This window comes from Saccharopolyspora sp. NPDC045839, from assembly GCF_056431645.1.
The window spans coordinates 26,668-51,241 of the sequence record NZ_JBWKKH010000043.1 but is presented as its reverse complement, the minus strand read 5'-3'; the positions used below and the strand labels follow the sequence as shown (position 1 = coordinate 51,241).

At 70.4% G+C, this 24,574-nt stretch carries 27 protein-coding genes; 3 read left to right on the top strand and 24 right to left on the bottom strand.

The window, feature by feature from the left end; genetic code table 11:
• Positions 1-125: 125 nt before the first annotated feature.
• Positions 126-1,085, bottom strand: coding sequence for a helix-turn-helix transcriptional regulator (locus AC07EQ_RS38165; protein ID WP_478392678.1), 960 nt, complete (start codon positions 1,083-1,085; stop codon positions 126-128).
• 61 nt (positions 1,086-1,146) lie between these two features.
• On the opposite strand from AC07EQ_RS38165, the gene AC07EQ_RS38160 reads away from it, so the two are divergent.
• Both AC07EQ_RS38160 and AC07EQ_RS38155 read left to right on the top strand, forming a co-directional pair.
• Entirely contained in the window at positions 1,147-1,857 is a 711-nt protein-coding gene (locus AC07EQ_RS38160) for an SDR family oxidoreductase (RefSeq protein ID WP_478392677.1), read from the top strand.
• Positions 1,858-1,917: 60 nt separating this feature from the next.
• A complete protein-coding gene (locus tag AC07EQ_RS38155) occupies positions 1,918-2,376 on the top strand; it encodes a tRNA (cytidine(34)-2'-O)-methyltransferase (protein WP_478392701.1) in 459 nt (152 codons plus the stop codon).
• A gap of 7 nt (positions 2,377-2,383) precedes the next feature.
• On the opposite strand, the gene AC07EQ_RS38150 is transcribed toward AC07EQ_RS38155, so the two are convergent.
• From AC07EQ_RS38150 to pyrR, 23 genes are all read right to left on the bottom strand, one after another.
• A complete protein-coding gene (locus AC07EQ_RS38150) occupies positions 2,384-3,082 on the bottom strand; it encodes a YwaF family protein (RefSeq protein ID WP_478392676.1) in 699 nt (232 codons plus the stop codon).
• Between the two features lie 230 nt (positions 3,083-3,312).
• Complete coding sequence (gene metK / locus AC07EQ_RS38145; protein WP_478392700.1) at positions 3,313-4,494, bottom strand: methionine adenosyltransferase; 1,182 nt, start codon at positions 4,492-4,494, stop codon at positions 3,313-3,315.
• Positions 4,495-4,589: 95 nt separating this feature from the next.
• Positions 4,590-5,855 (bottom strand): bifunctional phosphopantothenoylcysteine decarboxylase/phosphopantothenate--cysteine ligase CoaBC, encoded by a 1,266-nt coding sequence (gene coaBC / locus AC07EQ_RS38140; RefSeq protein WP_478392675.1) that lies wholly within the window; start codon positions 5,853-5,855, stop codon positions 4,590-4,592.
• Positions 5,852-6,145, bottom strand: coding sequence for a DNA-directed RNA polymerase subunit omega (gene rpoZ / locus AC07EQ_RS38135; protein ID WP_010310991.1), 294 nt, complete (start codon positions 6,143-6,145; stop codon positions 5,852-5,854). Before rpoZ ends, coaBC begins: the two co-directional genes overlap by 4 nt.
• 106 nt (positions 6,146-6,251) lie before the next feature.
• Complete coding sequence (gmk, locus tag AC07EQ_RS38130) at positions 6,252-6,854, bottom strand: guanylate kinase (RefSeq protein ID WP_478392674.1); 603 nt, start codon at positions 6,852-6,854, stop codon at positions 6,252-6,254.
• On the bottom strand, positions 6,851-7,168 hold the full coding sequence (gene mihF, locus AC07EQ_RS38125; protein ID WP_029535742.1) for an integration host factor, actinobacterial type: 318 nt from the start codon (positions 7,166-7,168) through the stop codon (positions 6,851-6,853). Before mihF ends, gmk begins: the two co-directional genes overlap by 4 nt.
• A 502-nt stretch (positions 7,169-7,670) precedes the next feature.
• Positions 7,671-8,201 (bottom strand): DUF3558 domain-containing protein, encoded by a 531-nt coding sequence (locus tag AC07EQ_RS38120; RefSeq protein ID WP_478392673.1) that lies wholly within the window; start codon positions 8,199-8,201, stop codon positions 7,671-7,673.
• Positions 8,202-8,319: 118 nt separating this feature from the next.
• Positions 8,320-8,775, bottom strand: a complete 456-nt coding sequence (locus AC07EQ_RS38115; RefSeq protein WP_478392672.1) for a hypothetical protein — start codon at positions 8,773-8,775, stop codon at positions 8,320-8,322.
• Positions 8,772-9,842 carry a serine/threonine-protein kinase gene (locus AC07EQ_RS38110; RefSeq protein ID WP_478392671.1) on the bottom strand — a complete coding sequence of 357 codons (1,071 nt, stop codon included), beginning with the start codon at positions 9,840-9,842 and terminating at the stop codon, positions 8,772-8,774. Before AC07EQ_RS38110 ends, AC07EQ_RS38115 begins: the two co-directional genes overlap by 4 nt.
• 164 nt (positions 9,843-10,006) lie before the next feature.
• Entirely contained in the window at positions 10,007-10,708 is a 702-nt protein-coding gene (locus AC07EQ_RS38105) for a hypothetical protein (protein WP_478392670.1), read from the bottom strand.
• 12 nt (positions 10,709-10,720) lie between these two features.
• Complete coding sequence (locus tag AC07EQ_RS38100; protein WP_478392669.1) at positions 10,721-11,449, bottom strand: hypothetical protein; 729 nt, start codon at positions 11,447-11,449, stop codon at positions 10,721-10,723.
• The gene (locus AC07EQ_RS38095; RefSeq protein ID WP_478392668.1) at positions 11,446-12,612 is read right to left on the bottom strand and encodes a WXG100 family type VII secretion target; all 1,167 of its coding nucleotides are present in this window, start codon (positions 12,610-12,612) and stop codon (positions 11,446-11,448) included. The genes AC07EQ_RS38100 and AC07EQ_RS38095 overlap by 4 nt, the downstream gene beginning before the upstream one ends.
• Positions 12,609-12,932, bottom strand: coding sequence for a hypothetical protein (locus AC07EQ_RS38090; protein WP_235884119.1), 324 nt, complete (start codon positions 12,930-12,932; stop codon positions 12,609-12,611). The genes AC07EQ_RS38095 and AC07EQ_RS38090 overlap by 4 nt, the downstream gene beginning before the upstream one ends.
• A 639-nt stretch (positions 12,933-13,571) precedes the next feature.
• The gene (locus AC07EQ_RS38085; RefSeq protein WP_478392667.1) at positions 13,572-14,084 is read right to left on the bottom strand and encodes a YbaB/EbfC family nucleoid-associated protein; all 513 of its coding nucleotides are present in this window, start codon (positions 14,082-14,084) and stop codon (positions 13,572-13,574) included.
• A 95-nt stretch (positions 14,085-14,179) separates the two neighbouring features.
• Entirely contained in the window at positions 14,180-14,701 is a 522-nt protein-coding gene (locus AC07EQ_RS38080; protein WP_478392666.1) for a hypothetical protein, read from the bottom strand.
• Positions 14,702-14,770: 69 nt separating this feature from the next.
• Positions 14,771-15,619, bottom strand: coding sequence for an orotidine-5'-phosphate decarboxylase (gene pyrF / locus AC07EQ_RS38075; RefSeq protein ID WP_478392665.1), 849 nt, complete (start codon positions 15,617-15,619; stop codon positions 14,771-14,773).
• Positions 15,616-18,936 carry a carbamoyl-phosphate synthase large subunit gene (carB, locus tag AC07EQ_RS38070; RefSeq protein WP_478392664.1) on the bottom strand — a complete coding sequence of 1,107 codons (3,321 nt, stop codon included), beginning with the start codon at positions 18,934-18,936 and terminating at the stop codon, positions 15,616-15,618. The genes pyrF and carB overlap by 4 nt, the downstream gene beginning before the upstream one ends.
• On the bottom strand, positions 18,936-20,057 hold the full coding sequence (gene carA, locus AC07EQ_RS38065) for a glutamine-hydrolyzing carbamoyl-phosphate synthase small subunit (protein ID WP_478392663.1): 1,122 nt from the start codon (positions 20,055-20,057) through the stop codon (positions 18,936-18,938). The genes carB and carA overlap by 1 nt, the downstream gene beginning before the upstream one ends.
• Complete coding sequence (locus AC07EQ_RS38060) at positions 20,054-20,662, bottom strand: PH-like domain-containing protein (protein WP_478392662.1); 609 nt, start codon at positions 20,660-20,662, stop codon at positions 20,054-20,056. The genes carA and AC07EQ_RS38060 overlap by 4 nt, the downstream gene beginning before the upstream one ends.
• The gene (locus AC07EQ_RS38055; protein ID WP_478392699.1) at positions 20,662-21,960 is read right to left on the bottom strand and encodes a dihydroorotase; all 1,299 of its coding nucleotides are present in this window, start codon (positions 21,958-21,960) and stop codon (positions 20,662-20,664) included. The genes AC07EQ_RS38060 and AC07EQ_RS38055 overlap by 1 nt, the downstream gene beginning before the upstream one ends.
• Positions 21,961-21,971: 11 nt before the next feature.
• Positions 21,972-22,112 carry a hypothetical protein gene (locus tag AC07EQ_RS38050; RefSeq protein WP_478392661.1) on the bottom strand — a complete coding sequence of 47 codons (141 nt, stop codon included), beginning with the start codon at positions 22,110-22,112 and terminating at the stop codon, positions 21,972-21,974.
• A complete protein-coding gene (locus AC07EQ_RS38045; RefSeq protein WP_478392698.1) occupies positions 22,109-23,041 on the bottom strand; it encodes an aspartate carbamoyltransferase catalytic subunit in 933 nt (310 codons plus the stop codon). The genes AC07EQ_RS38050 and AC07EQ_RS38045 overlap by 4 nt, the downstream gene beginning before the upstream one ends.
• Positions 23,041-23,646, bottom strand: a complete 606-nt coding sequence (gene pyrR / locus AC07EQ_RS38040; protein WP_478392660.1) for a bifunctional pyr operon transcriptional regulator/uracil phosphoribosyltransferase PyrR — start codon at positions 23,644-23,646, stop codon at positions 23,041-23,043. Before pyrR ends, AC07EQ_RS38045 begins: the two co-directional genes overlap by 1 nt.
• A 288-nt stretch (positions 23,647-23,934) precedes the next feature.
• Here pyrR and bldD point away from each other — a divergent pair, with 288 nt between their 5' ends.
• Entirely contained in the window at positions 23,935-24,423 is a 489-nt protein-coding gene (bldD, locus tag AC07EQ_RS38035) for a transcriptional regulator BldD (protein ID WP_010311046.1), read from the top strand.
• Positions 24,424-24,574: the final 151 nt, after the last annotated feature.

Sequence of the window (24,574 nt, the reverse complement as noted above, 5' to 3'; positions counted from 1 at the left end):
GCGCTGTCAAGACCACCCGCTGCACAACTGATCACGACAAGACACGTTCCAGCTGCTCAAGGAGACGTGTTCCGGCTGATCAAGGACCCGTGCGCATTTCTTGTCGCCATAGCAACGAAAAGTGCTCACGGCCCCGGGACTGCGCGGGCGTAGCGGTCGGCGAGGCGGCTGGTCGCCGCGGCGAGTTCGGGGGCGTCGAGCACGTCGAAGTCGAGATCGAGGGCGCCCAGGTAGACCGCGAGCAGTTGCGGCGTGTCCGCGCCCGCATCCAGCAGGCAGGTCCGGTCATCGATCGGCGCGACGATCCACGTCGTCGGCGGCACCCGCTGCACGACGACCTCCGCGGGCGCATGCACGCGCACCTGGGCGCGATACGCCCACAACACCGCCGTGACACCGCGCGCGACGTACGCGGCGAAACCGCCCTCCGGCGGCTCACGCGGCGTGAAGCGAGGACCTGCCGGTATGCGGGGCGACAGGCGATCGACGCGGAAGCTCCGCCAGTCCTCGCGGTCGCGGTCCCAACCGACCAGGTACCAGCGACGACCGGTGCTGACGAGCCGATGCGGCTCGACGGTGCGCAGGCTCGCGACGTCATCGTGCGCGCGGTAGTCGAACCGCAACTGCTCGCGGTCCCGGCACGCCCGCGCGATCGCCGTCAGCACGTCGGCGTCGACCACCGGCCCGCCGCCGGGCACCGGCACGGTGTAGGTCTGCAGCGCGTTGACGCGCTGACGCAGCCGCGCCGGCAGCACCTGCTCCAGCTTTGCCAGCGCGCGAACCGACGTCTCGGCCATTCCCGACACAGTGCCGCTCGCAGCCGTGCGCAGCCCGATCGCCACCGCGACGGCTTCGTCGTCGTCCAGCAACAGCGGCGGCAGCGCCGCTCCCGCGCCGAGCCGGTAGCCGCCCGCCACGCCCGGCGTCGAATGCACGGGATAGCCGAGGCTGCGCAGGCGATCCACGTCCGCGCGGACCGTCCGGGTGGTCACGCCGAGGCGTTCGGCGAGATCTCCGCCCGGCCAGTCGCGCCGCGCCTGCAGCAGCGACAGGAGGCGGAGCAAGCGAGCCGAGGTTTCCAGCATTCCTCCAGTGTCGTCGCAATCGCGGAAGGAGGTCTTCCGCAATCGGCGGGATGGTGCGGCCATGAATCTCCGAGGCAAGACGGCAGTCGTCACCGGTGGCTCGCGCGGCATCGGCCGGGCGATCGTGCGGCGGTTGACGGCGGACGGCGCGGAAGTCCTGTTCAGCTACGCGACGGACGAGGACGCGGCGAGGGCGGTCGCCGCCGCAACCGGCGCCCGTGCGGTGCGGGCCGACATGGGCGCGGCCGAAGACCTCCAGCGGCTCTTCGACGCCGCCGGCGCGCTGGACATCTTGGTCAACAACGCCGGAATCCCCTCCACCACGCCACTCCTCGACATGTCCGAGGCCGACTACGACCGCGTCATGGCGGTCAACGCGAAGGGAACCTTCCTGGCGATGCAGCACGCGGCGCGGCGGATGGGCGACGGCGGGCGGATCGTCAGCATCTCGACGATGAGCACGGTGTGGGCCAGCCCCGGCGAATCCGCCTATGCGGCGAGCAAAGCGGCCGTCGAGCAGCTCACCCGGGTCGCGGCGAAGGAACTCGGGCCGCGCGGCATCACCGTCAACGCCGTCTCTCCCGGCCCGACCGACACCGACCTGCTGCGCGGCGCCATCGGCGGCGACGCCCTGGCCGCCACCGCGCAGATGATCCCGCTGGGCAGGCTGGGGCGGCCGGCGGACGTGGCCGACGTCGTGGCTTTCCTGGTCGGCCCGGACGCGCGCTGGATCACCGGGCAGAACCTCCGCGCCACCGGTGGGTTGGTGTGATCGCCCGGTCGGGGGCCTCCCCGCACTGCCGATCCGGAGCCCGGTGTGAAACGATTTCGGGTGTTTCACGTGGTCTTCTACCAGCCCGAGATCCCGGGCAACGCCGGCAACGCGATCCGGATGGCGGCCGGTTCCGGCTGCGCACTGCACCTGATCGAGCCCCTCGGCTTCTCCGTGGAGGACGCGAAGCTGCGCCGAGCCGGGCTGGACTACCACGACCGGGCCGCCCTGCACGTCCACCCGGACCTCGAATCGGCCTGGCGGGTGCTGAACCCGCAGCGGGTCATCGCGTTCACCGCGAAGGCCGAGCACTCCTACGAGGCGGTGGCTTACCGGCCGGGCGACGTGCTGCTGTTCGGGCCCGAGTCCACCGGGTTGCCCGAGGACGTGCTCGCCGACGTGACGCTGCGGGTCCGGATCCCGATGCTGCCCGGCATCCGCTCGATGAACCTGGCCAACTCGGCGGCCGTCGCGGTCTACGAGGCGTGGCGCCAGCAGGGCTTCGCGATGCCCTCGTGAGCCCCGCTCAGGCGAGCACAGCACGGCGCGGCGCGCGGGTCCACGGCCAGGTCAGCAACGCCCAGGCGGCCAGGCCGACGACCACCTCGACGCCCAGGTACCACGGCCAGCCGCCCATCACGTCGAGCAGCGACGGGTTGTCCGGCTTCGCGCTGACGAAGCCGTAGTTGGTGCCCGCCCAGGCGTTGAACACCAGCATCGCCGCGCCCCAGGAGACCGTCACCGCGGCCGCGAACCAGTAGCCCCGCCAGGTCGGCCGCACCCCGGCGCCCCAGGTCAGGTAGGCGGCAGCCCAGATGACCAGCAGGTGCTGGCCCCAGAACTCGACGAAGTCGGGCGACGGGAAGTCCGGCGCGTCCAGCGCGGGAGTGATCATCGCCTGCGGGGTCAGCGTCAGCCCCCAGTAGTAGAGCAGCGCGCAGGCCTGCGGCCGGTGCGTCCACAACGCGAAGGCGGCGACGATCCAAGCGAGATCGCAAAGGTGCAGCGGCAGCGATTCGACGATGTCCCACTGCCCCGGCAACAAGCGATAGGTCAGCGTCGCCGCGCCGAACGCCAGGACCACCAGGGCGAAGCCGCGCGTGAAGACCACGGCGGATTGCGAACCGCGCTGCCGGTGCCCGACGGCGGCGACCGCCACGGACCCGACGACGATCAGCGCCATGAGCACCCAGTGCGACGGCCCGTAGGGAACGAAGCGATCCACCGGAAACGGCCCCACTCCCCCAGAGTAAGCACGCGGTTTCCAGAGCAGGCACGCAATTTCAATGGAAATCGAACCTCTGATTTCCATTGAAATTGCGGAAGTTGTCCACAGCCACCGGCGTGTCGGGCCCCGACACGCCGACGGACCGCAGTTTCAAGGGAAACTGCGGTCCGTCACGGGCACCCGTTCGTGGTGTGCAGTTTCAATTGAAACTGCACACCCACCAGGGATCAGGCGTTGGCGAGGGCCTTGAGGGCCTCGGCGCGGTCGGTGCGCTCCCAGGGCAGGTCGATGTCGGTGCGCCCGAAGTGACCGTAGGCCGCCGTCTGGGCGTAGATCGGCCGCAACAGGTCGAGGTCGCGGATGATCGCCGCCGGGCGGAGGTCGAAGACCTCGTTGATCGCCGACTGGATGCGCGCCGGGTCGACGTTCTCGGTGCCGAACGTCTCGACGAACAGGCCCACCGGCGCGGCCTTGCCGATCGCGTAAGCGACCTGCACCTCGATGCGGCTGGCCAGGCCCGCGGCGATCGCGTTCTTGGCCACCCACCGCGTCGCGTACGCCGCGGAGCGGTCCACCTTCGACGGGTCCTTGCCGGAGAAGGCGCCGCCGCCGTGGCGGGCCATGCCGCCGTAGGTGTCGACGATGATCTTCCGGCCGGTCAGGCCCGCGTCGCCCATCGGGCCACCCACCACGAACCGGCCGGTGGGGTTCACCAGCAGGCGCGTGTCGGAGGTGTCGATGCCGAGGGCCTCGATCTCCGGGCCGACCACCTTCTCCTTGATGTCGACGGCCAGCATCGAGTCCAGGTCGATGTCGGCGGCGTGCTGCGTGGACAGCACCACGGTGTCCAGGCGAACCGGCTGGTCACCGGCGTACTCGATGGTCACCTGCGTCTTGCCGTCCGGCCGCAGGTACGGCAGCACCCCGTCCTTGCGGACCCGGGTCAGCCGCCGCGACAGCCGGTGCGCCAGCGCGATCGGCAGCGGCATGAACTCCGGCGTGTCGTCGCAGGCGTAGCCGAACATCAGGCCCTGGTCGCCGGCGCCCTGCTTGGCGATCTCGTCGATCACGCCCTCGACGCGCGACTCGTGCGCGACGTCGACGCCCTGCGCGATGTCCGGCGACTGCGAGCCGATGGCGACGTTCACGCCGCAGGAGTTGCCGTCGAAGCCCTTCGCGGAGGAGTCGTAGCCGATCTCCAGGATCTTCTCCCGCACGATGGTCGGGATGTCCGCGTACGCGTCGGTGGTCACCTCGCCCGCGACGTGCACCTGGCCGGTGGTCACCAGCGTCTCGACCGCGACGCGCGACCGCGGGTCCTGGGTGAGCAACGCGTCCAGGATCGAGTCGCTGATCGCGTCGCAGATCTTGTCCGGGTGGCCTTCGGTCACGGACTCACTGGTGAACAACCTGCGACCGGTGCGCAGGTCCGACTGCTGACTCACGACTCTCCCTGAAATTCCTTGAAAAGACTCACCGCAGTGGCCTGACGTGCGAGGTCAGCCTACTGCCGGGACAGCTGCCGGTTCACAGCGTCCCACAATGTGGCCGCCAGCCGGGACTTCGCGCCGAAGGGGATCGGCTGCTCGGTGCCGTCGCCGCCCAGCAGCCAGCCCGAGTTGTCCTCGACCTCGAAGGCCTGCCCGTCGCCGACGGTGTTGACCACCAGCAGGTCGCAGCCCTTGCGGGCGAGCTTGGCGCGGCCGTGCTCCAGCGCGCTGGTGGTCGGATCGCCCGTCTCGGCGGCGAAGCCGACGATCAGCGACGCCGCCAGCTTGTCCGCGTTCCGCGCCTCGACGAGCTCGGCCAGGATGTCCGGGTTGCGGGTCAGCGCCAGCGGCTCCGGGTCCTGATCGGTCTTCTTGATCTTGTGCCCGATCTGCGACACCGGGCGGAAGTCCGCGACCGCGGCGGCCATCACGACGGCGTCCGCGCCGTCGGATTCGGCCAGCATCACCGCCCGCAGCTCTTCCGCGGTACCCACCCGGATCACCCGGACCCCGGCCGGATCGGGCAGGTCGGCGGTGTGCGCGGCGACCAGCGTGACGTCCGCGCCGCGGTGCGCGGCGACGCGCGCCAGCGCGTAGCCCTGCCGGCCGGACGAGCGGTTGCCGAGGTAGCGGACGGGATCCAGCGGCTCGCGCGTGCCACCGGCGGAGATCACCACGCGGCGGCCTTCGAGGTCGCGCGGCAGCGCACGCGGCTCGGCCAGCAGCAGCCGGGCCAGGTCGACGATCTCGGCGGGGTCGGGCAACCGGCCCTTGCCGGTGTCCGCGCCGGTCAGCCGGCCGCTGTCGGGCTCGGCGACCACCACGCCGCGGCTGCGCAGCAGCGCCACGTTGTCCTGCGTCGCCGGGTGCTCCCACATCTCGGTGTGCATCGCCGGGACCATCAGCACCGGGCACCGCGCGGTCAGCAGCGTCGAGGTCAGCAGGTCGTTCGCCTGCCCGTGCGCCGCACGGGCCAGCAGGTCAGCGGTGGCGGGCGCGACGACGACGAGGTCGGCCTCCTGGCCGAGCCGCACGTGCGGGACCTCTTCGACGTCGGCGAACACGCCGGTCTCGACCGGCTGCCCGGACAGCGCCTCGAAGGTCGCCGCGCCGACGAAGCGCAGCGCGGCCTCGGTCGGGATGACCCGGACGCGGTGGCCGGACTCGGTCAGCCGCCGCAGGACCTCGCACGCCTTGTACGCGGCGATGCCACCGCTGACGCCGAGGACCACCCTCGGGCGGTCCTGCGGCGCGGCCGCACCGCTGTTGACCGTCGTCACTCGCCTTCGGTGTGCTCGAGCACGCCCGCGTGGATCTCGCGGAGCGCGATCGACAGCGGCTTCTCCCGCGGGCCCGGCTCGACCAGCGGCCCGACGTACTCCAGCAGGCCCTCGCCGAGCTGCGCGTAGTAGTCGTTGATCTGCCGCGCCCGCTTCGCGGAGTAGATCACCAGGGCGTACTTGGAGCTGACCTGCTCGAGCAGGTCGTCGATCGGCGGGTAGGTGATGCCCTCGACGGTGTTGGTCGACGGGCTGCTGTTGAGCGCAGCCAGCGCGCTGGGGGTGCTCACGTGAGTGGCTCCTGCTCCTCGTGGATGTCTGCTGGGGCGGCAGTGACGTGGCGGGCGACCCGGCCGGGAACCCGCTCGAAGCCGGGTCGGCGCGGATCGCGCGAGGTCACTGCTCGCGGCCAAGAATCAATCGTAGCAATTCGCTGGTAGCGGCCTGCACATCGGCGTTGACGACCGACGCGTCGAACTCCGATTCGGCCGCCAGCTCCTCGCGCGCGGTCGCCAAGCGCCGCTCCACGACCTCCGCGGGCTCGGTGCCGCGACCGGTGAGCCGGTCCACCAGCACCTCCCAGGACGGCGGCAGCAGCATCACCAGCTGCGCCTCCGGCATGGCCACCCGCACCTGACGGGCACCCTGGAGCTCGATCTCCAGCACGGCCGCCCGGCCGGCCGCCAGGGCCTCCTCGACCGGTTTGCGCGGGGTGCCGTAGAGGTTTCCCGCGTAGCGGGCGTGTTCGAGCATCTCGCCGGCGGCGATCATCCGCTCGAACTCCGCGGTCGAGACGAAGTGGTAGTGCTCGCCGTCGACCTCCCCTGCGCGGGGCGCGCGGGTGGTCGCGGACACGCTGAAGTAGATCTCCGGGGCCTGCCTGCGCACCTCGCTGAGCACGCTGGACTTGCCGACGCCGGAGGGCCCGGAAACGACGGTGAGCCGAGGCTCGCCCTGACGGACGGTCCTCGGCTCAGCGCCGGTTTGTGCGTCGATCACTCGCCGCTGAACTCGGAGAGCAGCGCCTTGCGCTGCCGCTCACCCAGCCCGCGCAGTCGACGGCTGTTGGCGATCTCCAGCCGCTCCATGATCTGCGAAGCGCGGACCTTGCCAACGCCGGGAAGGGCTTCGAGCAGGGCGGAGACCTTCATCTTGCCCAAGACCTCGTCGTTGTCGGCGGTCTCCAGGACCTCCGCCAGCGTGGTTCCACCTCGCTTGAGGCGCTCCTTGAGCTCAGCTCGGGCGCGACGGGCGGCAGCCGCCTTTTCCAGAGCTGCTGCCCGCTGCTCCTCGGTCAGCTGGGGAAGGGCCACCATGTCCTCCGTGATGTGGGGTTTCTCTTGATCGGTGCGGGCGACGGTACCGAGTCCGCTCCACCGGGTTCCACTTGGGTCCCCGATTTTGTGAGCAGGATTCATCAGGTTCGCCGCCCAGACCCGCCTGGTTCCGCTCGTACGAGGCGCGCACGAGCACGGGGCCGTTGCAAGTACTACCAACAAAGCCGCTGAAGTGCACTAATCTCGGCCAAAACTCTTCGAATGTGTCCGATTTCCGCACAGTTGAGCCACTCCGATGGCGTCCTCGCAGGTCACACCGGGGTGAAGTACCCCTCATCCGCGAAGTGATCAAGAACTCCCACCGGCTTCCGCTACGCGGAAGTTCCGCAAAGGTTCCGGCCGGCCGGCCGCCGCCGCGACGGCGTCGACACCCCGGGCGACAGCCGGACACCGATCAGGCCCGGCGGCGACGGCGGCAGCGCCCCGGACCTGGGATGACGGTGAGTGACCAATCGCACACCGGCCGGACGCGCGGGCGCTATGCGGCGGGGAGGGTCCGCAGGGCGGCTTCGGTCGTTCGCTTCGCCGCGTCGCAGCTGGTGCCGACCTCGATCGGCGCTCCCGATCGCACGAGGGCGCTGACCAGAAGCGATCCCGCGTCGGCCACGTCCACCACGAACGTGCAGCCCGTGGCGTCGTTGACCTTCGCCGCCGGGTAGCCGCCGACGTCGAGCTTCTGGGCGCGCGGCTGGGCCTCGGTGAACTGCTGGAACGTGCGCTCCCGGTCCGCCGCCACGAAGACGCCCCAGCCCGGGCCGCCCGAGGTGCCCGACTCGTACTGGCAGCCCGGCTTGCCCGCGTTCTCCCCCGGCTTCGGTTCTTGGTCCAGGCCAAGGGTTTTCGCCTGGTCCGAGGTGAGCAACGAGCACGGGTCGCCGACTTCGAGCGACTTCGCCGTCGCGGCGCGGGTGGAGCCGTTCGGCGGCTGCTCGGCGGGAGTCGCGCCGGAGCTGCAGCCCGCCAGCAGAAGTCCGGTCGCGATCGCGCCGGCCGCGATTCCCTTGCGCACGGTCCGCCTCCAGTCCGAGATTGCACTGCGAGCGGAACACTGCCACAGGAGCCGAAATTGGCACAACCATTGCTGCGCCATCCGGTTCGCCGCCTGCCGGAAACCGGGAATTTCCTCGTCAGTCGTCGTTCTTACCGTTGTTCTCCAGCCGCTTTTCCCAGTTCTTCTGCCGTTCTTCCCAGCGCTTCTGCCGCTCTTCCCGACGCTCGTTGCCGCCTTCGCGCCCGGTGTCGGGCGCGGGCGGGGGCGGCTGCGGGGTGACCGTCACGATCACCGGAGGCGGTGGCTCGGGAAGCGGGATGGTGCGCACGTCCTCGGCGACGCGGTCCGCCGCGGCGAGGATGACGCGGGCGTTGTCCGGGTTGAGCTTGCCCTGCGCCTGCGCGGTGGCGATTTCGCGGTTCAGCTCGCCGAGGGCCGCCTCGGCGGCGGCGCGGTCGTTGGCCAGTGCCGCGGTCTTCACCGCCTCGACCTGCGCGACGAGCTGCCGGCGAACCTGCGGATCGACCGGTTCCGGCGCGCTACCGCACCCGGCGAGCAGCAGCGCTAGCGCGGCGAGGAGGGCGCGTTTCATTCCCGGACCAGCCTTTCCAGGTTGGCGAGATCATCGGGCAGGCGAGCGACCCCCGCCGGCCCCGATTCCGGCGGCAGCGTCGGCGCGACGGGCGCTTCCGGCAGCGAGAGGAACCCGATCAGCAGCACCAGCAGCACCAGCAGTCCGCCGCCGGCCAGCAGCGGCCGGCGGTTCCGCCGCTTCGGCAGCTCGGCGACCGGGAGATGCTGGGTCATCGGCCGGTTCGGCGGTCCGGGCGGGCGTTGCGGGGCGGCCGGAATCCGCGGGATCACCTCGGTCGACCGGCCGCTGAGCAGGTCCGCGCTCTGCTCGGCGGTCGGCCGCCGCTCCGGCGCGGCGGCGGTCATCGCGATCAGCGCCCGGTGCAGGTGCGCGGGAATCCCGACCGGCACCTCGGGCGCGCGCACCAGCCTCGCCACGGCGCTTTCCGCGCCCGCACCGGGATATTCGACCCGGCCGGTGATGCATTCCAGCAGCACCAGGCCGAGCGCGTAGACGTCGGCCGGGTAGCTGACCTCGCCGCCGCTGACCTGCTCCGGCGCCATGTAGGTGGCGGTGCCGACGATGATCCCGGAACTGGTCATCCGCGCGGCCGCGGCGGCCAGCCGGGAAATGCCGAAGTCGGCCAGGAAAGCCTTGCCGTCGCCTGCGATCAGCACGTTCGACGGCTTCACGTCGCGGTGCACGATCCCGTTGTCGTGCACGTGCGCCAGCACGTCGGCCAGCTGGCCGCCGAAGTCGGCTACGTGCTCCGGCGGCAGCGGGCCCGCGGCGATCGCGTCGGCCAGCGTCCGGCCCTCGACCAGCTCCATGATCAGGTAGAGCTCGTCCTCGCTGGCGCTGAAGTCGTGCACGGTGACCAGGCCGGGATGGCTCAGCCCGGCGAGGATCCGCGCCTCCTCGGCGAACCGCTCCCGTCCGGTGGCATCGGCACCGGAGCGGAAGACCTTGGCGGCGACGACGCGCTGCAGCCGGGTGTCCATGGCCCGGTGCACGTCGGCCATCCCGCCGGTACCCAGGCGGGCGCCCAGCCGGTAACGCCCGCCCAGCAGAGGTGCGTCGCCCATCAACCCTCCGAACAGCCGGTCACCGGGAAAACCCTAACGGACCGACGGTCCGCGCCCGTTCGGGCTGGAGTGCCCGGCCGATCAGGATCAGGTGAACAGGAAGACCACCGCGGTGAAGGCGAAGAACAGCGACAACAGGTAGCTGACGATGCGCACGGCACGCCTCAACGAAGGTTCAGGTACACGGTCTCGACCAGATCTGGGGCGTTGATCAGGCGGAACTCGAGGACCGAGTTGTCCGCGAACTGGATTCCGAAGAACTCCACAGGCTCGCCGCCCCGACCGCGCTCGGCAGAGGTGAACCGGCCGACGTGCGGGATCGGGATCTCCCACCAGGTTTCGATCGGGCCGGCCGGCTGCTGCGGCGCCCGCGGCTGATCATCCTCGCCCTTCGCCTTGCCCTTGCCGAACAAGCCACCCAGCAGCCCGGAAGACTCCTCGCCCTCCGATGGTTTCTGCTTTTCAGCGGCCTTCAGCGCATCGGCGCGCGCATCCGCCTCCACGATCACCGCAAGCCGGCGGTTGCTGCACGCCAACCAGGAGAAGTGCTTCCCGCGGCTCAGCGCGTCCCCGCATTGCGCGGCCGCTCGCCCTGGGTTGTCGGTGTGGAACCAGCCCCACACGGCCGGGTCGTGCACCCACTCGTCCGCCATGAACTCCCCCGCCGACAGACGGGCGTTCACCAGCGGCCACGGCGGCTGCAAGCCGTCGTCCTGCTGCGGAAGGTACGGAACCTGCCGGGTGTTGCCGAGCGTGGCGCCGAACCAACCCGGCTTGTGCTCGCCTCCCACGAGGAAGATGAGCTGCTCGCCGGGCGCGCACCAGCCGTCGGTGAGCAGGCTTAGAACTTTGGACCGATCCCTCATCGCTGGCCCTCGTCAGATTCTTCCGTGGGACATCGCCGCCAGCCGCTGCGCGGGCTTCTCATCGCGCGACGGGCTGATCTCGATCCCCGAGCCGTCCGTGAACTGCACGCGCAGGTACCAGGCCTTGTTCGAGGTGTAACCGCGGCCGAGTTTGCGCTGGTACGCGCTGACGTCGGCGATCGCAGGCCGTTGGATCTCCAAGTGCGCGCCGGCCGCCGGCACCGGGACGGCGACCCCGGGCTCGTACTCGGGCTTCGACGCGACGATGTCCCGGACGTCGCGGGCGAGCTTCATCGCGCCCTTCCCGAACTTGAGCGCACCGCCGAGGACACCTCTCGACTCCTCGGCTTCCGCGGCCTCCTCAGCGACTTCCTGGAAGGTCAGCCAGGACAACCGGTGCGAGGTCAACACCCAGAAGCCGTGCACCGCCTCGGCGGGAATGCGGGACAGCTCCGCGACCGCCATGCAGTTCGGGGCCGGACCGAACACGACGCCTGCAGGCCAGGTCTTCAAGTCGGAGTCGGTGTCCCCACCGGTGACCGCATCGAAGACCCCGCCCAGGACGCCTCCGGCGGCGTCGCCGATGCCGAGGGCGGCGCGCGCGCCCCACCCCTTCTTCGGCTTCCCCTTCTCGTCGAGCCCCTCGACGTCGAAGAGGTAGCTGTGCTGCGACCGGAGGCACCACAGGATGGGCTCCCCCGGCCGGCACCACTGCTGGCGAGCCGCCAGAACTTCGATCACGAGAAGCCCTTCTCCTGCGCCGATTTCCGCTCTTGTTCGTTCATCTGCCCGGTGACCTGATCCTCACCCTTGCCGTAGGCGTACTCGGCGCCCTGCTCGATCGCCGCGTCCGTTGCCGTCGCGGCACCTTCCTTGAAGATCGCTCCGGTCAACCGCGTCGACCCGCCGAGCGTACTGGTCAGGAACCGCTGGGAAAGGTTGCCCGCCAGCGCCTCGGATCCGGTCACACCCTGCATGAACCGGTTGCCCGTGGTAGTGGCGAACGTGCTCCCGTCAGCCCTCGTGAGGGTGTTGAACAAGGGGTTCGAGTCAAGCTTCCGCGCCACGAACTGGGAAACCTTCCCACCGTTGCGCAGCTCGTTCATCTTGTCGATGACCTTGCGGAGCTTGCCGACCTCTCGCACCTTCTGCAGCAGCTCTTCCAGCTTCTGGAAGAGCTTGTAGAGCTTGCCCTGGATCTGGGCGATCCGGCCACCGACCCGAGCGCCCTGGCCGGCGACCTGCGCAGCCGTTCCGGCGCTGGCCGCGCCGACCGAGGCACCGGCGGTGATCCAGGAAGCCGCCAACGCCGCCAGCCACTGCACGATCAGGCCGATGATCAGCTCGGTGACGACGGAGATGAAGAATTCGACGAACATGTCGAAGATGTCCGCGATCATGTCCAGCGTGCCCTTGAGGTCGCGGACGTCCGCGGCCAGGGCCTTCGTGCCGTCGCCGAATTCCGTCATCTGCTTGCGGAAGGCGTCGCCGTCCTTGCCGACCCAGGTCTCCGCCGTGCCCTGCGCCCGCTGCGGCTCCTGCTCGGCGACCTGGTCGAGCCACTTCGCGACGTTCTCCCAGCCCTCGCCTGTGGCGCGCATCTGCTCGGGGTCACCGATGGCGAACTCGGCCAGCTCGATCAACGGGCTGAGCACGATCGAGACGAGGAAGCCCAGGCCGTTGTCCATCAGCGCTTGGCCGGGGCTCGCCAGGCTCTGCAGCACCTCCGCCCGCGCGGACACGGTGGCCACGCCCCACTCCGGCGGCGAAGACGCGTCGGCGAGGTCCTGGCCGGCTGACACCAACGACGAGCCGCGGCCCGCGGCCTGCTCGAACCAGTTCTTCGAGTCTCCGTCGCCCTTGTTGAGGCTCTGGAGGTCCCCCGGTCCCTGCGGCGCGCTCATCCGCCCAGCCCCTCTCCGGCCTTCTTCAGCATCTCCGAGATCTGCTGCTCGGTCTCCGCGTAGTCCTTGACCGTCTCGTCCAGCGATTCCTTCATGTGCTGCAGGAATTCCTGCGCCTTGGACGCCAGGTCCTTGCAGGAGTCCAGGCTTTCGAAGTACTTGCTGCTCAGGCCCACGGCGTCGCCGATGGGACCGAAGCACTCGTCGTCGACCTTGGCCTGGTGGAGCAGGTCGGCGAGCTGGCCGAACTTGTCGGCCAGGCTCTCGCACCCCTGGCCGTGGCCGGTCAACGTGCCCGGCGTCATCTTCAAATCAGTCAAGACAGCACCCCCTCAGCGAAGAAACGAGCCCGCAGAGGAGTCATCATCGGAATTCCGCTGCGGTGATCACTCGGACGTTGCGGCACCAGCAGATGGTTCCCGATGAAAGGCGAACAGTTCCGCCATTCCCGCAGTTGTGGTCGTTTCGTCTTCGATGTTCTTTTTGATCCCCGCGAGACGGGAAGCGGCAGCGCAAAACGGACAAAAACCGGCCATCTGCAACCCGCGATCACGCCTCGCATTCTAAGCCCGTCGCCCACCGGCAAGACCGGGCCGCACCACATCATCCCCAGTTCAGAGGCGAAACCGTCCACCAAGTCATTCCGGGCGAACCCGACTCCCACCCTTGACGACGAAGTCCCCGGAGAAACAGCCGAAAACGCCGGGATTGCGACGAATTCCGCCTTCCTCCCGGTTTCGCTCCCAGAGCGGCCGGCCATTGTCCGCGGCGCTCGCATTGACACCGCCCACGTGGCGTCGCTCACCATTTCGCCGAGGCCGAACTCCGGAACCCGCGCCCGCCCGGCAAGAGGAACAGAGGCCCGGCCGAGCGAAACCGCGAAACCTCAACGCGCGCAGAACAAAGCAAGGACGCCAACCGCAACCGGTCGGCGTGCCCAGCGTCGAGGCGGCACCTCGTCAGCGCAGGAAGGAGCCCGAGGAGAAGTCGTCATCGTCGTAGTCGGCGCTCCGCCGCGGCGGCTGCTGCGGCGTTGCCGGACCCGCCGACGGCGGGCGGTTCGGGGCGGGCGGCGGCGTGGGCGTGGGGCTGCCCTGCTCGGGCGTCTCGTCCACGGCGGTCGGCTTGATCGCCACGCCTTCGACGTTGAACGCCTCCTGGAACTTGTCGAACTGGTCGCCGAGGATCGGCGCCACCGCTTCGTTCATCTGCTCCGCCGCCATCGCCGTCGCCTGGCGGATGGTGGCCATGATCTGCTGCTGCAGTTCGGTGGCGGACTGGCGCACCGCGTTCGGCGCCAGGCGCAGGTCCAGCACCGCTCCCGACGGCGCCACGGTCACCGTCACCGACCGGTCCTGGCTGCTCGCCGTGCCCTGCATGTCCTGCATCTTGGACTGCAGCTCCGACGCCTTCTGCGCCTGCTCCTCGAACTTGCGCATCATTTCCTGGATGCGCTCAGACGCGCTGCTCACCGTCTGTCCCCTTTAACTTCCGATCCGTTGGGGCCGAGACTATCCGACCGGCCACGGCCCCTCGTGTCGTTCGAAGATCCGTTCCCGCGAGCAAATCAGCCGCGGGCGTGCAGCCTGTTGCCGAAGCGGACACGCCGCGCGATTTGCACGAGGACCACCACGATCATCAGGCTGGACGCGGCCATCAGCCCCATCAGGACGTACTGCCCGGTCTCGTCGTAGCGCTCCGGCAGGACCACCGACGTCGGCCCCGTGCAGCGGACCTCGGCGGCGCCGGAGAACCACGCCGGTTCCGGCCCCGGCAGCCGCGCGCTGCGGAGGCTGTTCGCGGGGCGGTCGGGGACGAACTCGCGCGCCTCGCCTGCCTCCGGGACCACCTGGCACTTCACGTGCTCGTCCCGGTGGGCGGCGAGCCCGAACGGCTGCCCCCGATCGAGTTCCACGCGCGCGACCGGATCGGCCGTGGCCTGGCCCTGGCCGACCGTCCCGGACCAGATCGCGGCGGTGGTGGAAACCAGGAAGTAGCCGCCGGTGACCAGCCAGACCAGCACCAGGACGACGATCCACCGCAGCACGCGAGGCGGCTTCTTCTGCGCAACAGCGCCATTCGGATGCACGCGGACTTCGTACCAGAACCAAAGAAAGCGAGGGGTGTCCCCTGCCCGGGACACCCCTCGCTCGGCGAATCAGCCCTGGAGGAGTTCGGTCACCTCGTCGCGGATCCTGCGGGCCGTCGAGCGGAGGCCGTCGACCGTCGGGCCGTGGCGGAGGACGTCGCGGGCCGTCGCCGGGAGGACGTTCGGCAACGCCTTCCCGAACACCGCCCGCAGGCCCTGCACCGTCGCGCCCTGGGCGCCCAGGCCCGGGGCCAGGATGGGGCCGTTGAGGCGGGAGAAGTCCAGCTCCTCCGGGCGGATCGTGGCTCCCGCCACCACCCCCACGTGCCCCATCGGCTCCGCCCCCGCGTTGGTCTCCGCCGCCGAGTCCACGATGTACTGGGCGACCGAGTCGCCGCTGCCGTGGATCGACTGCTGCAGGCCCGCGCCTTCCGGGTTGGAGGTCCGCGCCAGCACGAACACCCCGCGTCCCGTCTGCTCCGCGATGCCGATGGCCGGGGCCAGCGAGCCGTAGCCGAGGTACGGCGACACCGTGATCGCATCGGCCGCCAGCGGCGCGTGCTCGTCCAGGTAGGCCATCGCGTACGCCGTCATCGTGGAACCGATGTCGCCGCGCTTGATGTCCAGCAGCACCAGCGCACCGGCCTGCTGCGCCTCCCGGATCGTCTTCTCCAGCACCGCGATCCCGGCCGAGCCGTACACCTCGAAGAACGCCGACTGCGGCTTGAGCACCGCGACCTCACCGGCCAGCGCCTCCACCGCGGTCATCGCGAACCGCTCCAGCGACTGCGGGTTCTCGTCGAGGTCCCAGGCGTGCAGCAGCGACGGGTGCGGGTCGATGCCGACGCACAGCGCGCCGCGCGCCCGCACCGAATCCGTCAGCCGCTGCCCGAAGCTCGCCCGCAGCGGATCGGTCATCGCTGCTCACCGCCTTGCCGCAGGGCCGCCTGCAGTGCCTGCAGGGGCCGGACTCCGATGTTGCCCTGGATGGCGGCCTCGATGCCCTGCACCGCCGCCGCCGCGCCCTGCACCGTCGTGATGCACGGGATGTCGCGGGAGACCGCCGCGGTGCGGATCTCGTAGCCGTCCACGCGCGGGCCCGGGTTGCCGTACGGGGTGTTGATCACCATGTCGACCTCGCCGGCCTTGACCAGCTCGACGATGTCGCGCCCATCGCCGTTCTTCTCAATGTGCTTGCGCACCACCGTGGACGGGATTCCGTTACGGCGCAACACCTCCGCGGTGCCGCTGGTGGCCAGGATCTCGAAGCCCAGGTCCGCCAGCCGCTTGACCGGGAACACCAGGGACCGCTTGTCCTTGTTCGCCACCGACACGAACACCCGGCCCGAGGTGGGCAGCGAGCCGTACGCGCCGGCCTGCGACTTGGCGAAGGCCTGCCCGAAGGAGACGTCGATGCCCATCACCTCGCCGGTGGACTTCATCTCCGGCCCGAGCAGCGAATCCACGCCGACGCCCTCGCGGGTGCGGAACCGGTGGAACGGCAGCACGGCTTCCTTCACCGCGACCGGCGCGTCGGCCGGCAGGTCCGCGCCGTCGCCCTCCGCGGGCAGGATGCCCTCCGCGCGCAGGTCCGCGATCTTGGCGCCGAGCATGATCCGGGCCGCCGCCTTGGCCAGCGGCGCGGCGGTCGCCTTCGACACGAACGGCACCGTCCGCGAGGCGCGCGGGTTGGCCTCCAGCACGTACAGCACGTCGTCCTTGAGCGCGTACTGCACGTTCAGCAGGCCGTGCACGCCGATGCCCTGCGCAATGGCCTCAGTGGACCTCCGCACCTGCTCGATGTCCTGGCGCCCCAACGTGATCGGCGGCAGCGCGCACGCCGAGTCGCCGGAGTGGATGCCGGCCTCCTCGATGTGCTCCATCACGCCGGCGAGGTAGACGTCGGTGCCGTCGCAGAGCGCGTCCACGTCGATCTCGATCGCGTCGTCGAGGAAGTTGTCCACCAGCACCGGGTGTTCCGGGGTGACCTCGGTGGCGCGGGCGATGTAGTTCTCCAGCGAAGCCTCGTCGTAGACGATCTCCATGCCCCGGCCGCCGAGCACGTAGGACGGCCGCACCAGCACCGGGTAGCCGATCTCGTCGGCGATCCGCTTGGCGCCCTCGAACGACGTCGCGGTGCCGTACTTCGGCGCGGGCAGGCCCGCCCCGGCGAGCACGTCGCCGAACGCGCCGCGGTCCTCGGCCAGGTGGATCGCCTCCGGCGGCGTGCCCACGATCGGCACCCCGGCGTCGGCCAGCCGCTTCGCCAGGCCCAGCGGGGTCTGGCCGCCGAGCTGCACGATCACGCCCGCCACGGTGCCGGACTGCTGTTCGGAGTGCACGACCTCCAGGACGTCCTCGAAGGTCAGCGGCTCGAAGTACAGCCGGTCCGAGGTGTCGTAGTCGGTGGAGACCGTCTCCGGGTTGCAGTTGACCATCACGGTCTCGTACCCGGCCTCGCGCAGCGCCATCGCGGCGTGCACGCAGGAGTAGTCGAACTCGATGCCCTGGCCGATGCGGTTCGGACCCGAGCCGAGGATGATCACCTTCGGCCGCTCGCGCTGCTCGGTGACCTCCGACTCGGCCGCCGGGTCGGACTCGTAGGCCGAGTAGTGGTACGGCGTCCGGGCCGCGAACTCCGCCGCGCAGGTGTCGACCGTCTTGTACACCGGCCGCACGCCCAACCGGTGCCGCAGCGTGCGAACGCCGTCCTCACCGGCCAGTTCCGGCCGCAGCGCGGCGATCTGCCGGTCCGACAGCCCGGCCCGCTTGGCGCGCCGCAGCAGCGCCGCGTCCAGCACCGGCGCCCCGACCAGCTCGCCGCGCAGTTCGACCCATGCCGCGATCTGGTCGACGAACCACGGGTCGATGCCCGAGGCCTCGTGCACCTGCTCCACCGAAGCGCCCAGCCGCAGCGCGCGCTCCACCGTGTACAGCCGCCCGTCGTGCGGCGTGCGCAGTTCGTCCAGAGTGGACTCGACGGTCACGCCCTCCGGGTCCGGCTTGGTCCAGAAACCGGCCGCCTTCGTCTCCATCGAGCGCAGCGCCTTGCCCAGCGCCTCGGAGAAGCTGCGGCCCACGGCCATCGCCTCGCCGACGCTCTTCATCGTCGTGGTCAGCTCCTGGTCCGCGCCCGGGAACTTCTCGAAGGCGAACCGCGGCACCTTCACCACCACGTAGTCCAGCGTCGGCTCGAAGCTCGCCGGGGTCTCGCCGGTGATGTCGTTCTGGATCTCGTCCAGCGTGTAGCCCACGGCCAGCTTCGCGGCGATCTTGGCGATCGGGAAGCCCGTCGCCTTCGACGCCAGCGCCGAGGAGCGCGACACCCGCGGGTTCATCTCGATGACGACCATCCGGCCGGTGTCCGGGTGGATGGCGAACTGGATGTTGCAGCCGCCGGTGTCCACCCCGACCTCGCGCAGCACCGCGATGCCCACGTTGCGCATGTGCTGGTACTCGCGGTCGGTCAGCGTCATCGACGGCGCCACGGTCACCGAGTCACCGGTGTGCACGCCCATCGCGTCGATGTTCTCGATCGAGCAGATGACCACCACGTTGTCGGCGTGGTCGCGCATCAGCTCGAGCTCGTACTCCTTCCAACCGAGGACGCTCTCCTCGATCAGCACCTCGTGCACCGGCGACTCGGCCAGCCCGAAGGAGGCCATCCGCTCCAGGTCTTCCTCGGTGTGCGCCATGCCCGAACCCAGGCCGCCCATGGTGAAGCTGGGCCGGATCACCACCGGCAGGCCGCGCTCGGCGACGAACGCCCGCACGTCCTCCATCGACTTGCACACCGCCGACTCCGGCACCTCGCCGCCGATGGCGCGCACGATGTCCTTGAACCGCTGCCGGTCCTCGCCGCGCTGGATCGCCTCGAAGTCGGCGCCGATCAGCTCCACGCCGTACTTCTCCAGCGTCCCGCGCTCGTGCAGCGCGACCGCCGTGTTCAGCGCGGTCTGCCCGCCGAGGGTGGCCAGGATCGCGTCCGGCCGCTCGGCCTCGATCACCTTCTCCACGAACTCCGGGGTGATCGGCTCGATGTAGGTCGCATCGGCGAACTCCGGGTCCGTCATGATCGTCGCCGGGTTCGAGTTCACCAGCGAGACGCGGATGCCCTCTTCGCGCAGCACCCGGCACGCCTGCGTACCGGAGTAGTCGAACTCGCACGCCTGGCCGATCACGATCGGCCCGGAACCGATGACGAGTACGTGCTTGATATCAGTTCGCTTGGGCATCAGCGAGTCTCCGTCATCAGATCAACGAACTTGTCGAACAGCGGCGCGGCGTCGTGCGGGCCCGCCGCCGCTTCGGGGTGGTACTGGACGCTGAACGCCGGGCCGTCGAGCAGCCGGAGCCCCTCGACCGCACCGTCGTTCGCGCAGTGGTGGCTGACCATCGCGCGGCCGAAGTCGGTGTCGAACCGCTCGCCCGGCTCGCCCTCGACGGCGAAGCCGTGGTTCTGCGCGGTGATCGCGACCTGGCCGGTCTCGACGTCGATCACCGGGATGTTGATGCCCCGGTGCCCGTAGCGCAGCTTGTAGGTGCCGCGGCCGAGCGCGCGGCCGAGGATCTGGTTGCCGAAGCAGATGCCGAACAGCGGCAGCTTGCGGTCCAGGGCCTGGCGGGTCAGCTCGACCTGCTGGTCGGTGGTGGCCGGGTCGCCGGGGCCGTTGGACAGGAACAGCCCGTCCGGCTTGACCGACAGCACCTCGTCCAGCGTGGACGCCAGCGGCAGCACGTGGACCTCGATGCCGCGCTCGGCCATCATCCGCGGCGTGTTGGACTTGATGCCCAGGTCGAGCGCGGCCACGGTGAACCGCTTCTCGCCGATGGCGGGCACGACGTAGGGCTCGGCGGTGGTCACGTCGCCCGCCAGCGAGGCGCCGACCATCTCGGCGCTCGCCTTGACCGCGGCGACCATCTCGTCGTCGGAGCCGAGTTCCGGCCCGGAGAAGATGCCGCCGCGCATCGCGCCCAGCTCGCGGACGTGGCGGGTCAGGGTGCGGGTGTCGATGCCTGCGATGCCGACGATGTCCTGCCGCGCCAGCTCCTCGACCAGCGACCGGCGGGAGCGCCAGTTCGACGGGATGCGGGCGGGATCGCGGACGGCGTAGCCGGCGACCCAGATCTGCTTCGACTCGTCGTCCTCGTCGTTCCAGCCGGTGTTGCCGATCTGCGGCGCGGTCTGCACCACGATCTGGCGGTGGTACGAGGGATCGGTCAGGGTCTCCTGGTAGCCGGTCATGCCGGTGGTGAACACGACCTCACCCAGGGTGCGGCCCACCTTGCCGTAGGCCTCCCCGCGGAAGATCCGGCCGTCCTCCAACACCAGTGCGGCCGGGGTGTGCGCGGTCATTTCTCCTCCTGCCGCGGCTCAGCGGAGCCGCGGGTCGATTCGGGTAGGTGGTCGCGTTCACGTCGTGTGTGCGCAACCGGGCTGGAGCCCGACTGCTCACTCGCGACCTCGTCAGCGGGCGCCAGTGCCCGGACCGCCTCGACCCACTCGGTCTGCGTTGTCTTGTCGTCGCCGCGGAACCCGGTGTCCAGCAGCTGCTCGCCCAGCCGCCAGGTCACCACGACCAGGCCGGCACCGGGCACCACCTTGTTGGCCAGCTTGTGGTCCAGGCGGCTGTCCACGATGGACTCCGCGGGGATCCACACGTCGCTGGCCCCGGTTCGTCGCAGCAGCAGGCCCGCGGCGTGCAGGTGCGCGGTGCCGTTGGCGCGGTGCCCGATGTCGCCGACCGCGATGCGGTCCTGCCAGTCGGTCGCCTTCGTGGTGCCGACGTACATGCCGGTCGCGGCGGGCAGCAGCTCCTCGCCCGGCTCGGCAGGCGGCGCCGGGAAGTCCGGCAGCTCGGCGGCCTGGCGGCGCGCCCGGCCGGCCCAGCCCCGCCACATGCCGAAGAACAGCAGGGCGACCACCGCGGCCATCCCCAGCACCCACAGGAAGCGTTCCATCAGCGCGTCACCTTGCCCTCGTGCGCGGTGATCCGGCCGCGCAGCAGCGTCGCGACCACGCGGCCGGGCAGCCGCATGCCCTCGAACGGCGAGTTCTCGCCGAGGCTGGCGAGCTCCGCGGCGCGCACCGTCCACTCGGTGTCGGGGTCGACCAGCACCAGGTTCGCCGGTTCGCCCGCGGCGACCGGGCGGCCCTGGTTCGTCAGCCCGGCGATCTCGGCGGGCCGCTCGCTCATCACCCGCGCCACGCCGCGCCAGTCCAGCAGCCCGGAGCGCACCATCGTCTGCACGACGATGCCGAGCGCGGTCTGCAGGCCGAGCATGCCCGGCTTCGCCGCGGACCACTCGCAGTCCTTGTCCTGCGCGGCGTGCGGGGCGTGGTCGGTGGCCACGCAGTCCACGGTGCCGTCGGCCAGCGCCTGGCGCAGCGCCAGCACGTCGGCATCGGTGCGCAGTGGCGGGTTGACCTTGTTGATCGGGTCGTAGGTCTCCAGCCGGTCGTCGGTCAGCAGCAGGTGGTGCGGCGTGACCTCGGCCGACACGCGCCCGTTCACCTCGCGGGACTTCCACCAGCGCAGGATCTCGGCGGTGCCTTCGGTGGAGACGTGGCAGATGTGCAGCGTGCCGCCGGTGTGCCCGGCGAGCAGGCAGTCGCGCGCCACGATCGCTTCCTCCGCCGGCGCGGGCCAGCCGGCCAGGCCCAGCCGGGCGGCGTTCGCACCCTCGTGCGCCTGCGCGCCCGCGGTCAGCCGCGGCTCCTCGGCGTGCTGCGCGACAACGCCGCCGAAGGACTTCGTGTACTCCAGCGCACGGCGCATGATCAGCGGGTCGTGCACGCAGTGGCCGTCGTCCGAGAACACCCGGACCTCGGCGACGCTGCGGCGCATGGTGCCCAGCTCGGCGAGCTTCTCGCCCTTGAGCCCCACCGTCACCGCGCCCACCGGGTGCACGTCGACCAGGCCGACCTCGCGGCCGCGCCGCCACACGTGCTCGACGATCACCGCGTTGTCGGCGACCGGATCGGTGTTGGCCATCGCGAAGACCGCGGTGTAGCCGCCGAGCGCGGCGGCCATCGAACCGGTCTCGACGGTTTCGGCGTCCTCCCGGCCCGGCTCCCGCAGGTGCGTGTGCAGGTCCACGAAGCCCGGCAGCGCCACGGCCCCGCCGGCCTGAATGATCTCGTCAGCATCGGTGTCGAGATCCGCGCCGATCTCGGCGATGACCTCGCCGTCGATCAGCACGTCCACCGGCTCACCCTCGCCGTAAGGGCGGACTTCCTTCAACAACACCCGGCTCATGGAAGTACCGCTCACAGTTCCGCCTCTCCGCGATTTTCAGTGGTGGTTGCGTTCCGCTCAATCTCGCGTTTCGCGGTTTCTTGTGGCTGGTTTGCTTCACGTTCCCCTGAGGTGCGGTTGAGGAGGACTCGAGTTGACACAGCGTTGCTCATGCCGCGAGCTCCTCTCCGGCGAGCAGGTGGTAGAGCACCGCCATCCGCACGTGCACGCCATTGCTGACCTGCTGGGTGATGGCGGCGCGCGGCGAATCGGCCACGGCCGGCGCGATCTCCATGCCGCGCAGCATCGGGCCGGGGTGCAGGACCACCGCGTGCTCGGGCAGCCTGCCCAGCCGCGCCTCGTTGAGGCCGTAGGTGATCGAGTACTCGCGCGCCGACGGGAAGAAACCGCCGTGCATCCGCTCGGCCTGGACCCGCAGCATCATCACCGCGTCCAGCTTCGGCAGCTCCGGGTCCAGCTCGTGGCGCACCTCCGCGCCCCACTGCTGCGCTCCGGCGGGCACCAGCGTCGGCGGCGCGACCAGCACCACCTCGGCGCCGAGGGTGCGCAGCAGGTGCACGTTCGAGCGCGCCACCCGGCTGTGCAGCAGGTCGCCGACGATGGCGATGCGGCGCCCGGCCAGCTCGCCCAGCCGCTCCCGCAGCGTCGCGGCGTCCAGCAGCGCCTGGGTGGGGTGCTCGTGCATGCCGTCGCCGGCGTTGACGACCTGGGTACCGACCTCGTCCAGCCAGCCGGCCAGCCGTTGCGCCGCGCCCGAGGCGGGGTGCCGGACGATCACGCAGTCCGCCCCGGCGGCGGCCAGCGTCAGCGCGGTGTCGCGCAGCGATTCGCCCTTGTTCACCGAAGAACTGCTGGCCGAGACGTTGATCACGTCGGCGCTCATCCACTTCCCGGCGACCTCGAAGGACACCCGGGTGCGCGTGGAGTTCTCGTAGAACAGGGTCACCACGGTCCGGCCGCGCAGCGTCGGCAGCTTCTTGATCTCGCGCCCCAGCAGCGTCTGCTTCAGGGTGTCGGCGGTGTCGAGCACGCTCGTCGCGGTGGCGGCGTCCAGACCTTCGGTGGACAGCAGGTGGCGCATCACCTGACCTCCTCGTCCTGCGTGGCGTCCGGGCGGCGCAGCACGACTCGGTCGGTGCCGTCGGTCTCGGCGAGCTGGACCGCGACGCCCTCGGAGCGCGAGGTGGGGACGTTCTTGCCGACGTAGTCGGCGCGGATCGGCAGCTCGCGGTGCCCGCGGTCGACCAGCACCGCCAGCTGCACCGCCCGCGGCCGGCCCTGGTCGCGCAGGGCGTCGAGGGCGGCCCGCACGGTCCGGCCGGAGAACAGCACGTCGTCGACGAGCACGATCAGCGCGTTGTCGATGCCCTGCGCGGGCAGGCTGGTGGGCTCCAGCGGACGGTTCGGGCGGTGCCGCAGGTCGTCGCGGTAGAGCGTGATGTCGAGGATGCCGGTGGGCACCGTCACGCCGCTGAACTCGCTGATCTTCGCGGCCAGCCGCTGGGCCAGTGAGGTTCCCCTCGTCGGGATGCCCAGCAGCACCACGTCGCTGCTTCCGGTGTCCAGCGCGGTCTTCTCGATGATCTGGTGGGCGATCCGGGCTATCGTGCGCGCAACGTCACCGGCCGAAAGCAGCTCCCGCTGCCCGACCGGATCCGTCGCGTCCGCCGGTTGGCGTGACGCCACGGTGCGACCTCCTTCCCCGCCTCACGGGACGGGTCCTTAAAGGATGGTGTGTGAGCTGCCCCGCAGTCTCCGGGTCGGAAACCACTGCCGACCGCCGGGCTGCCTTGTACGCTATCAGCGCTGCGAGGTCAATCGTCCGGGTGGTGTGGTGGTGTTCGCCGCATTGCCAGCAAAGACCAACTTGACCTGGTGACGCTGGCGAGCGAACATTACTCTCCGTATCGATCTGAGCTTTGCTCCCCGGTCGCCGTTATCGGCTAACGGGGCGAACGAACGGAGAAACGCCACATGGGCGACTACGCCAAGGCGCTGGGCAGCAAGCTCCGCGCTATCCGCCAGCAGCAGGGTCTGTCGCTGCACGGCGTCGAGCAGAAGTCTGGCGGGCGGTGGAAGGCCGTGGTCGTCGGGTCCTATGAGCGAGGCGACCGTGCGGTGACCGTGCAGAAGCTGGCCGAACTGGCCGACTTCTACGGTGTTCCGGTCGCGGAACTGCTTCCCGAAGGTCGGGTGCCTTCCGGCGCCGAACCTGCCACCAAAGTTGTGATCAACCTGGAGCGGCTGCAGCAGCTGCCTGCGGAGAAGGTGGGCCCGCTGGCCCGCTACGCGGCCACCATCCAGAGCCAGCGCGGTGACTACAACGGCAAGGTGCTGTCCATCCGCACCGAGGACCTGCGATCCCTGGCCATCATCTACGACATGACGCCAGGCGAGCTCACCGAGCAGCTCATCGACTGGGGCGTGCTTCCCCCGGAGGCCCGCCCAGCCCGGGAGGAGTGACACGACACCCGGCCCACCTGTTCGAGTGGGCCGGGCACGTGACGGGGCACCCACCGCGACCAACGGCCGCAACGGGTGCCCCTTCGTTTTCCCCGGTCAACCGGCCACACCCCACCCCCGTCCCGCAGAGGTCCGCAATTTCAATGGAAAT

Excerpts from the sequence above, each read along its gene's own strand:
- bldD (WP_010311046.1), top strand. The coding sequence starts at position 23,935 with ATGGGCGACTACGCCAAGGCGCTGGGCAGCAAGCTCCGCGCTATCCGC.
- AC07EQ_RS38105 (WP_478392670.1), bottom strand. The coding sequence starts at position 10,708 with ATGAGGGATCGGTCCAAAGTTCTAAGCCTGCTCACCGACGGCTGGTGC.
- AC07EQ_RS38045 (WP_478392698.1), bottom strand. The coding sequence starts at position 23,041 with ATGCGCCACCTGCTGTCCACCGAAGGTCTGGACGCCGCCACCGCGACG.
- pyrF (WP_478392665.1), bottom strand. The coding sequence starts at position 15,619 with ATGACCGATCCGCTGCGGGCGAGCTTCGGGCAGCGGCTGACGGATTCG.
- AC07EQ_RS38060 (WP_478392662.1), bottom strand. The coding sequence starts at position 20,662 with ATGGAACGCTTCCTGTGGGTGCTGGGGATGGCCGCGGTGGTCGCCCTG.
- AC07EQ_RS38095 (WP_478392668.1), bottom strand. The coding sequence starts at position 12,612 with ATGAGCGCGCCGCAGGGACCGGGGGACCTCCAGAGCCTCAACAAGGGC.
- AC07EQ_RS38050 (WP_478392661.1), bottom strand. The coding sequence starts at position 22,112 with ATGAGCAACGCTGTGTCAACTCGAGTCCTCCTCAACCGCACCTCAGGG.
- AC07EQ_RS38055 (WP_478392699.1), bottom strand. The coding sequence starts at position 21,960 with ATGAGCCGGGTGTTGTTGAAGGAAGTCCGCCCTTACGGCGAGGGTGAG.
- carB (WP_478392664.1), bottom strand. The coding sequence starts at position 18,936 with ATGCCCAAGCGAACTGATATCAAGCACGTACTCGTCATCGGTTCCGGG.
- AC07EQ_RS38110 (WP_478392671.1), bottom strand. The coding sequence starts at position 9,842 with ATGGGCGACGCACCTCTGCTGGGCGGGCGTTACCGGCTGGGCGCCCGC.
- AC07EQ_RS38165 (WP_478392678.1), bottom strand. The coding sequence starts at position 1,085 with ATGCTGGAAACCTCGGCTCGCTTGCTCCGCCTCCTGTCGCTGCTGCAG.
- carA (WP_478392663.1), bottom strand. The coding sequence starts at position 20,057 with ATGACCGCGCACACCCCGGCCGCACTGGTGTTGGAGGACGGCCGGATC.
- AC07EQ_RS38115 (WP_478392672.1), bottom strand. The coding sequence starts at position 8,775 with ATGAAACGCGCCCTCCTCGCCGCGCTAGCGCTGCTGCTCGCCGGGTGC.
- AC07EQ_RS38160 (WP_478392677.1), top strand. The coding sequence starts at position 1,147 with ATGAATCTCCGAGGCAAGACGGCAGTCGTCACCGGTGGCTCGCGCGGC.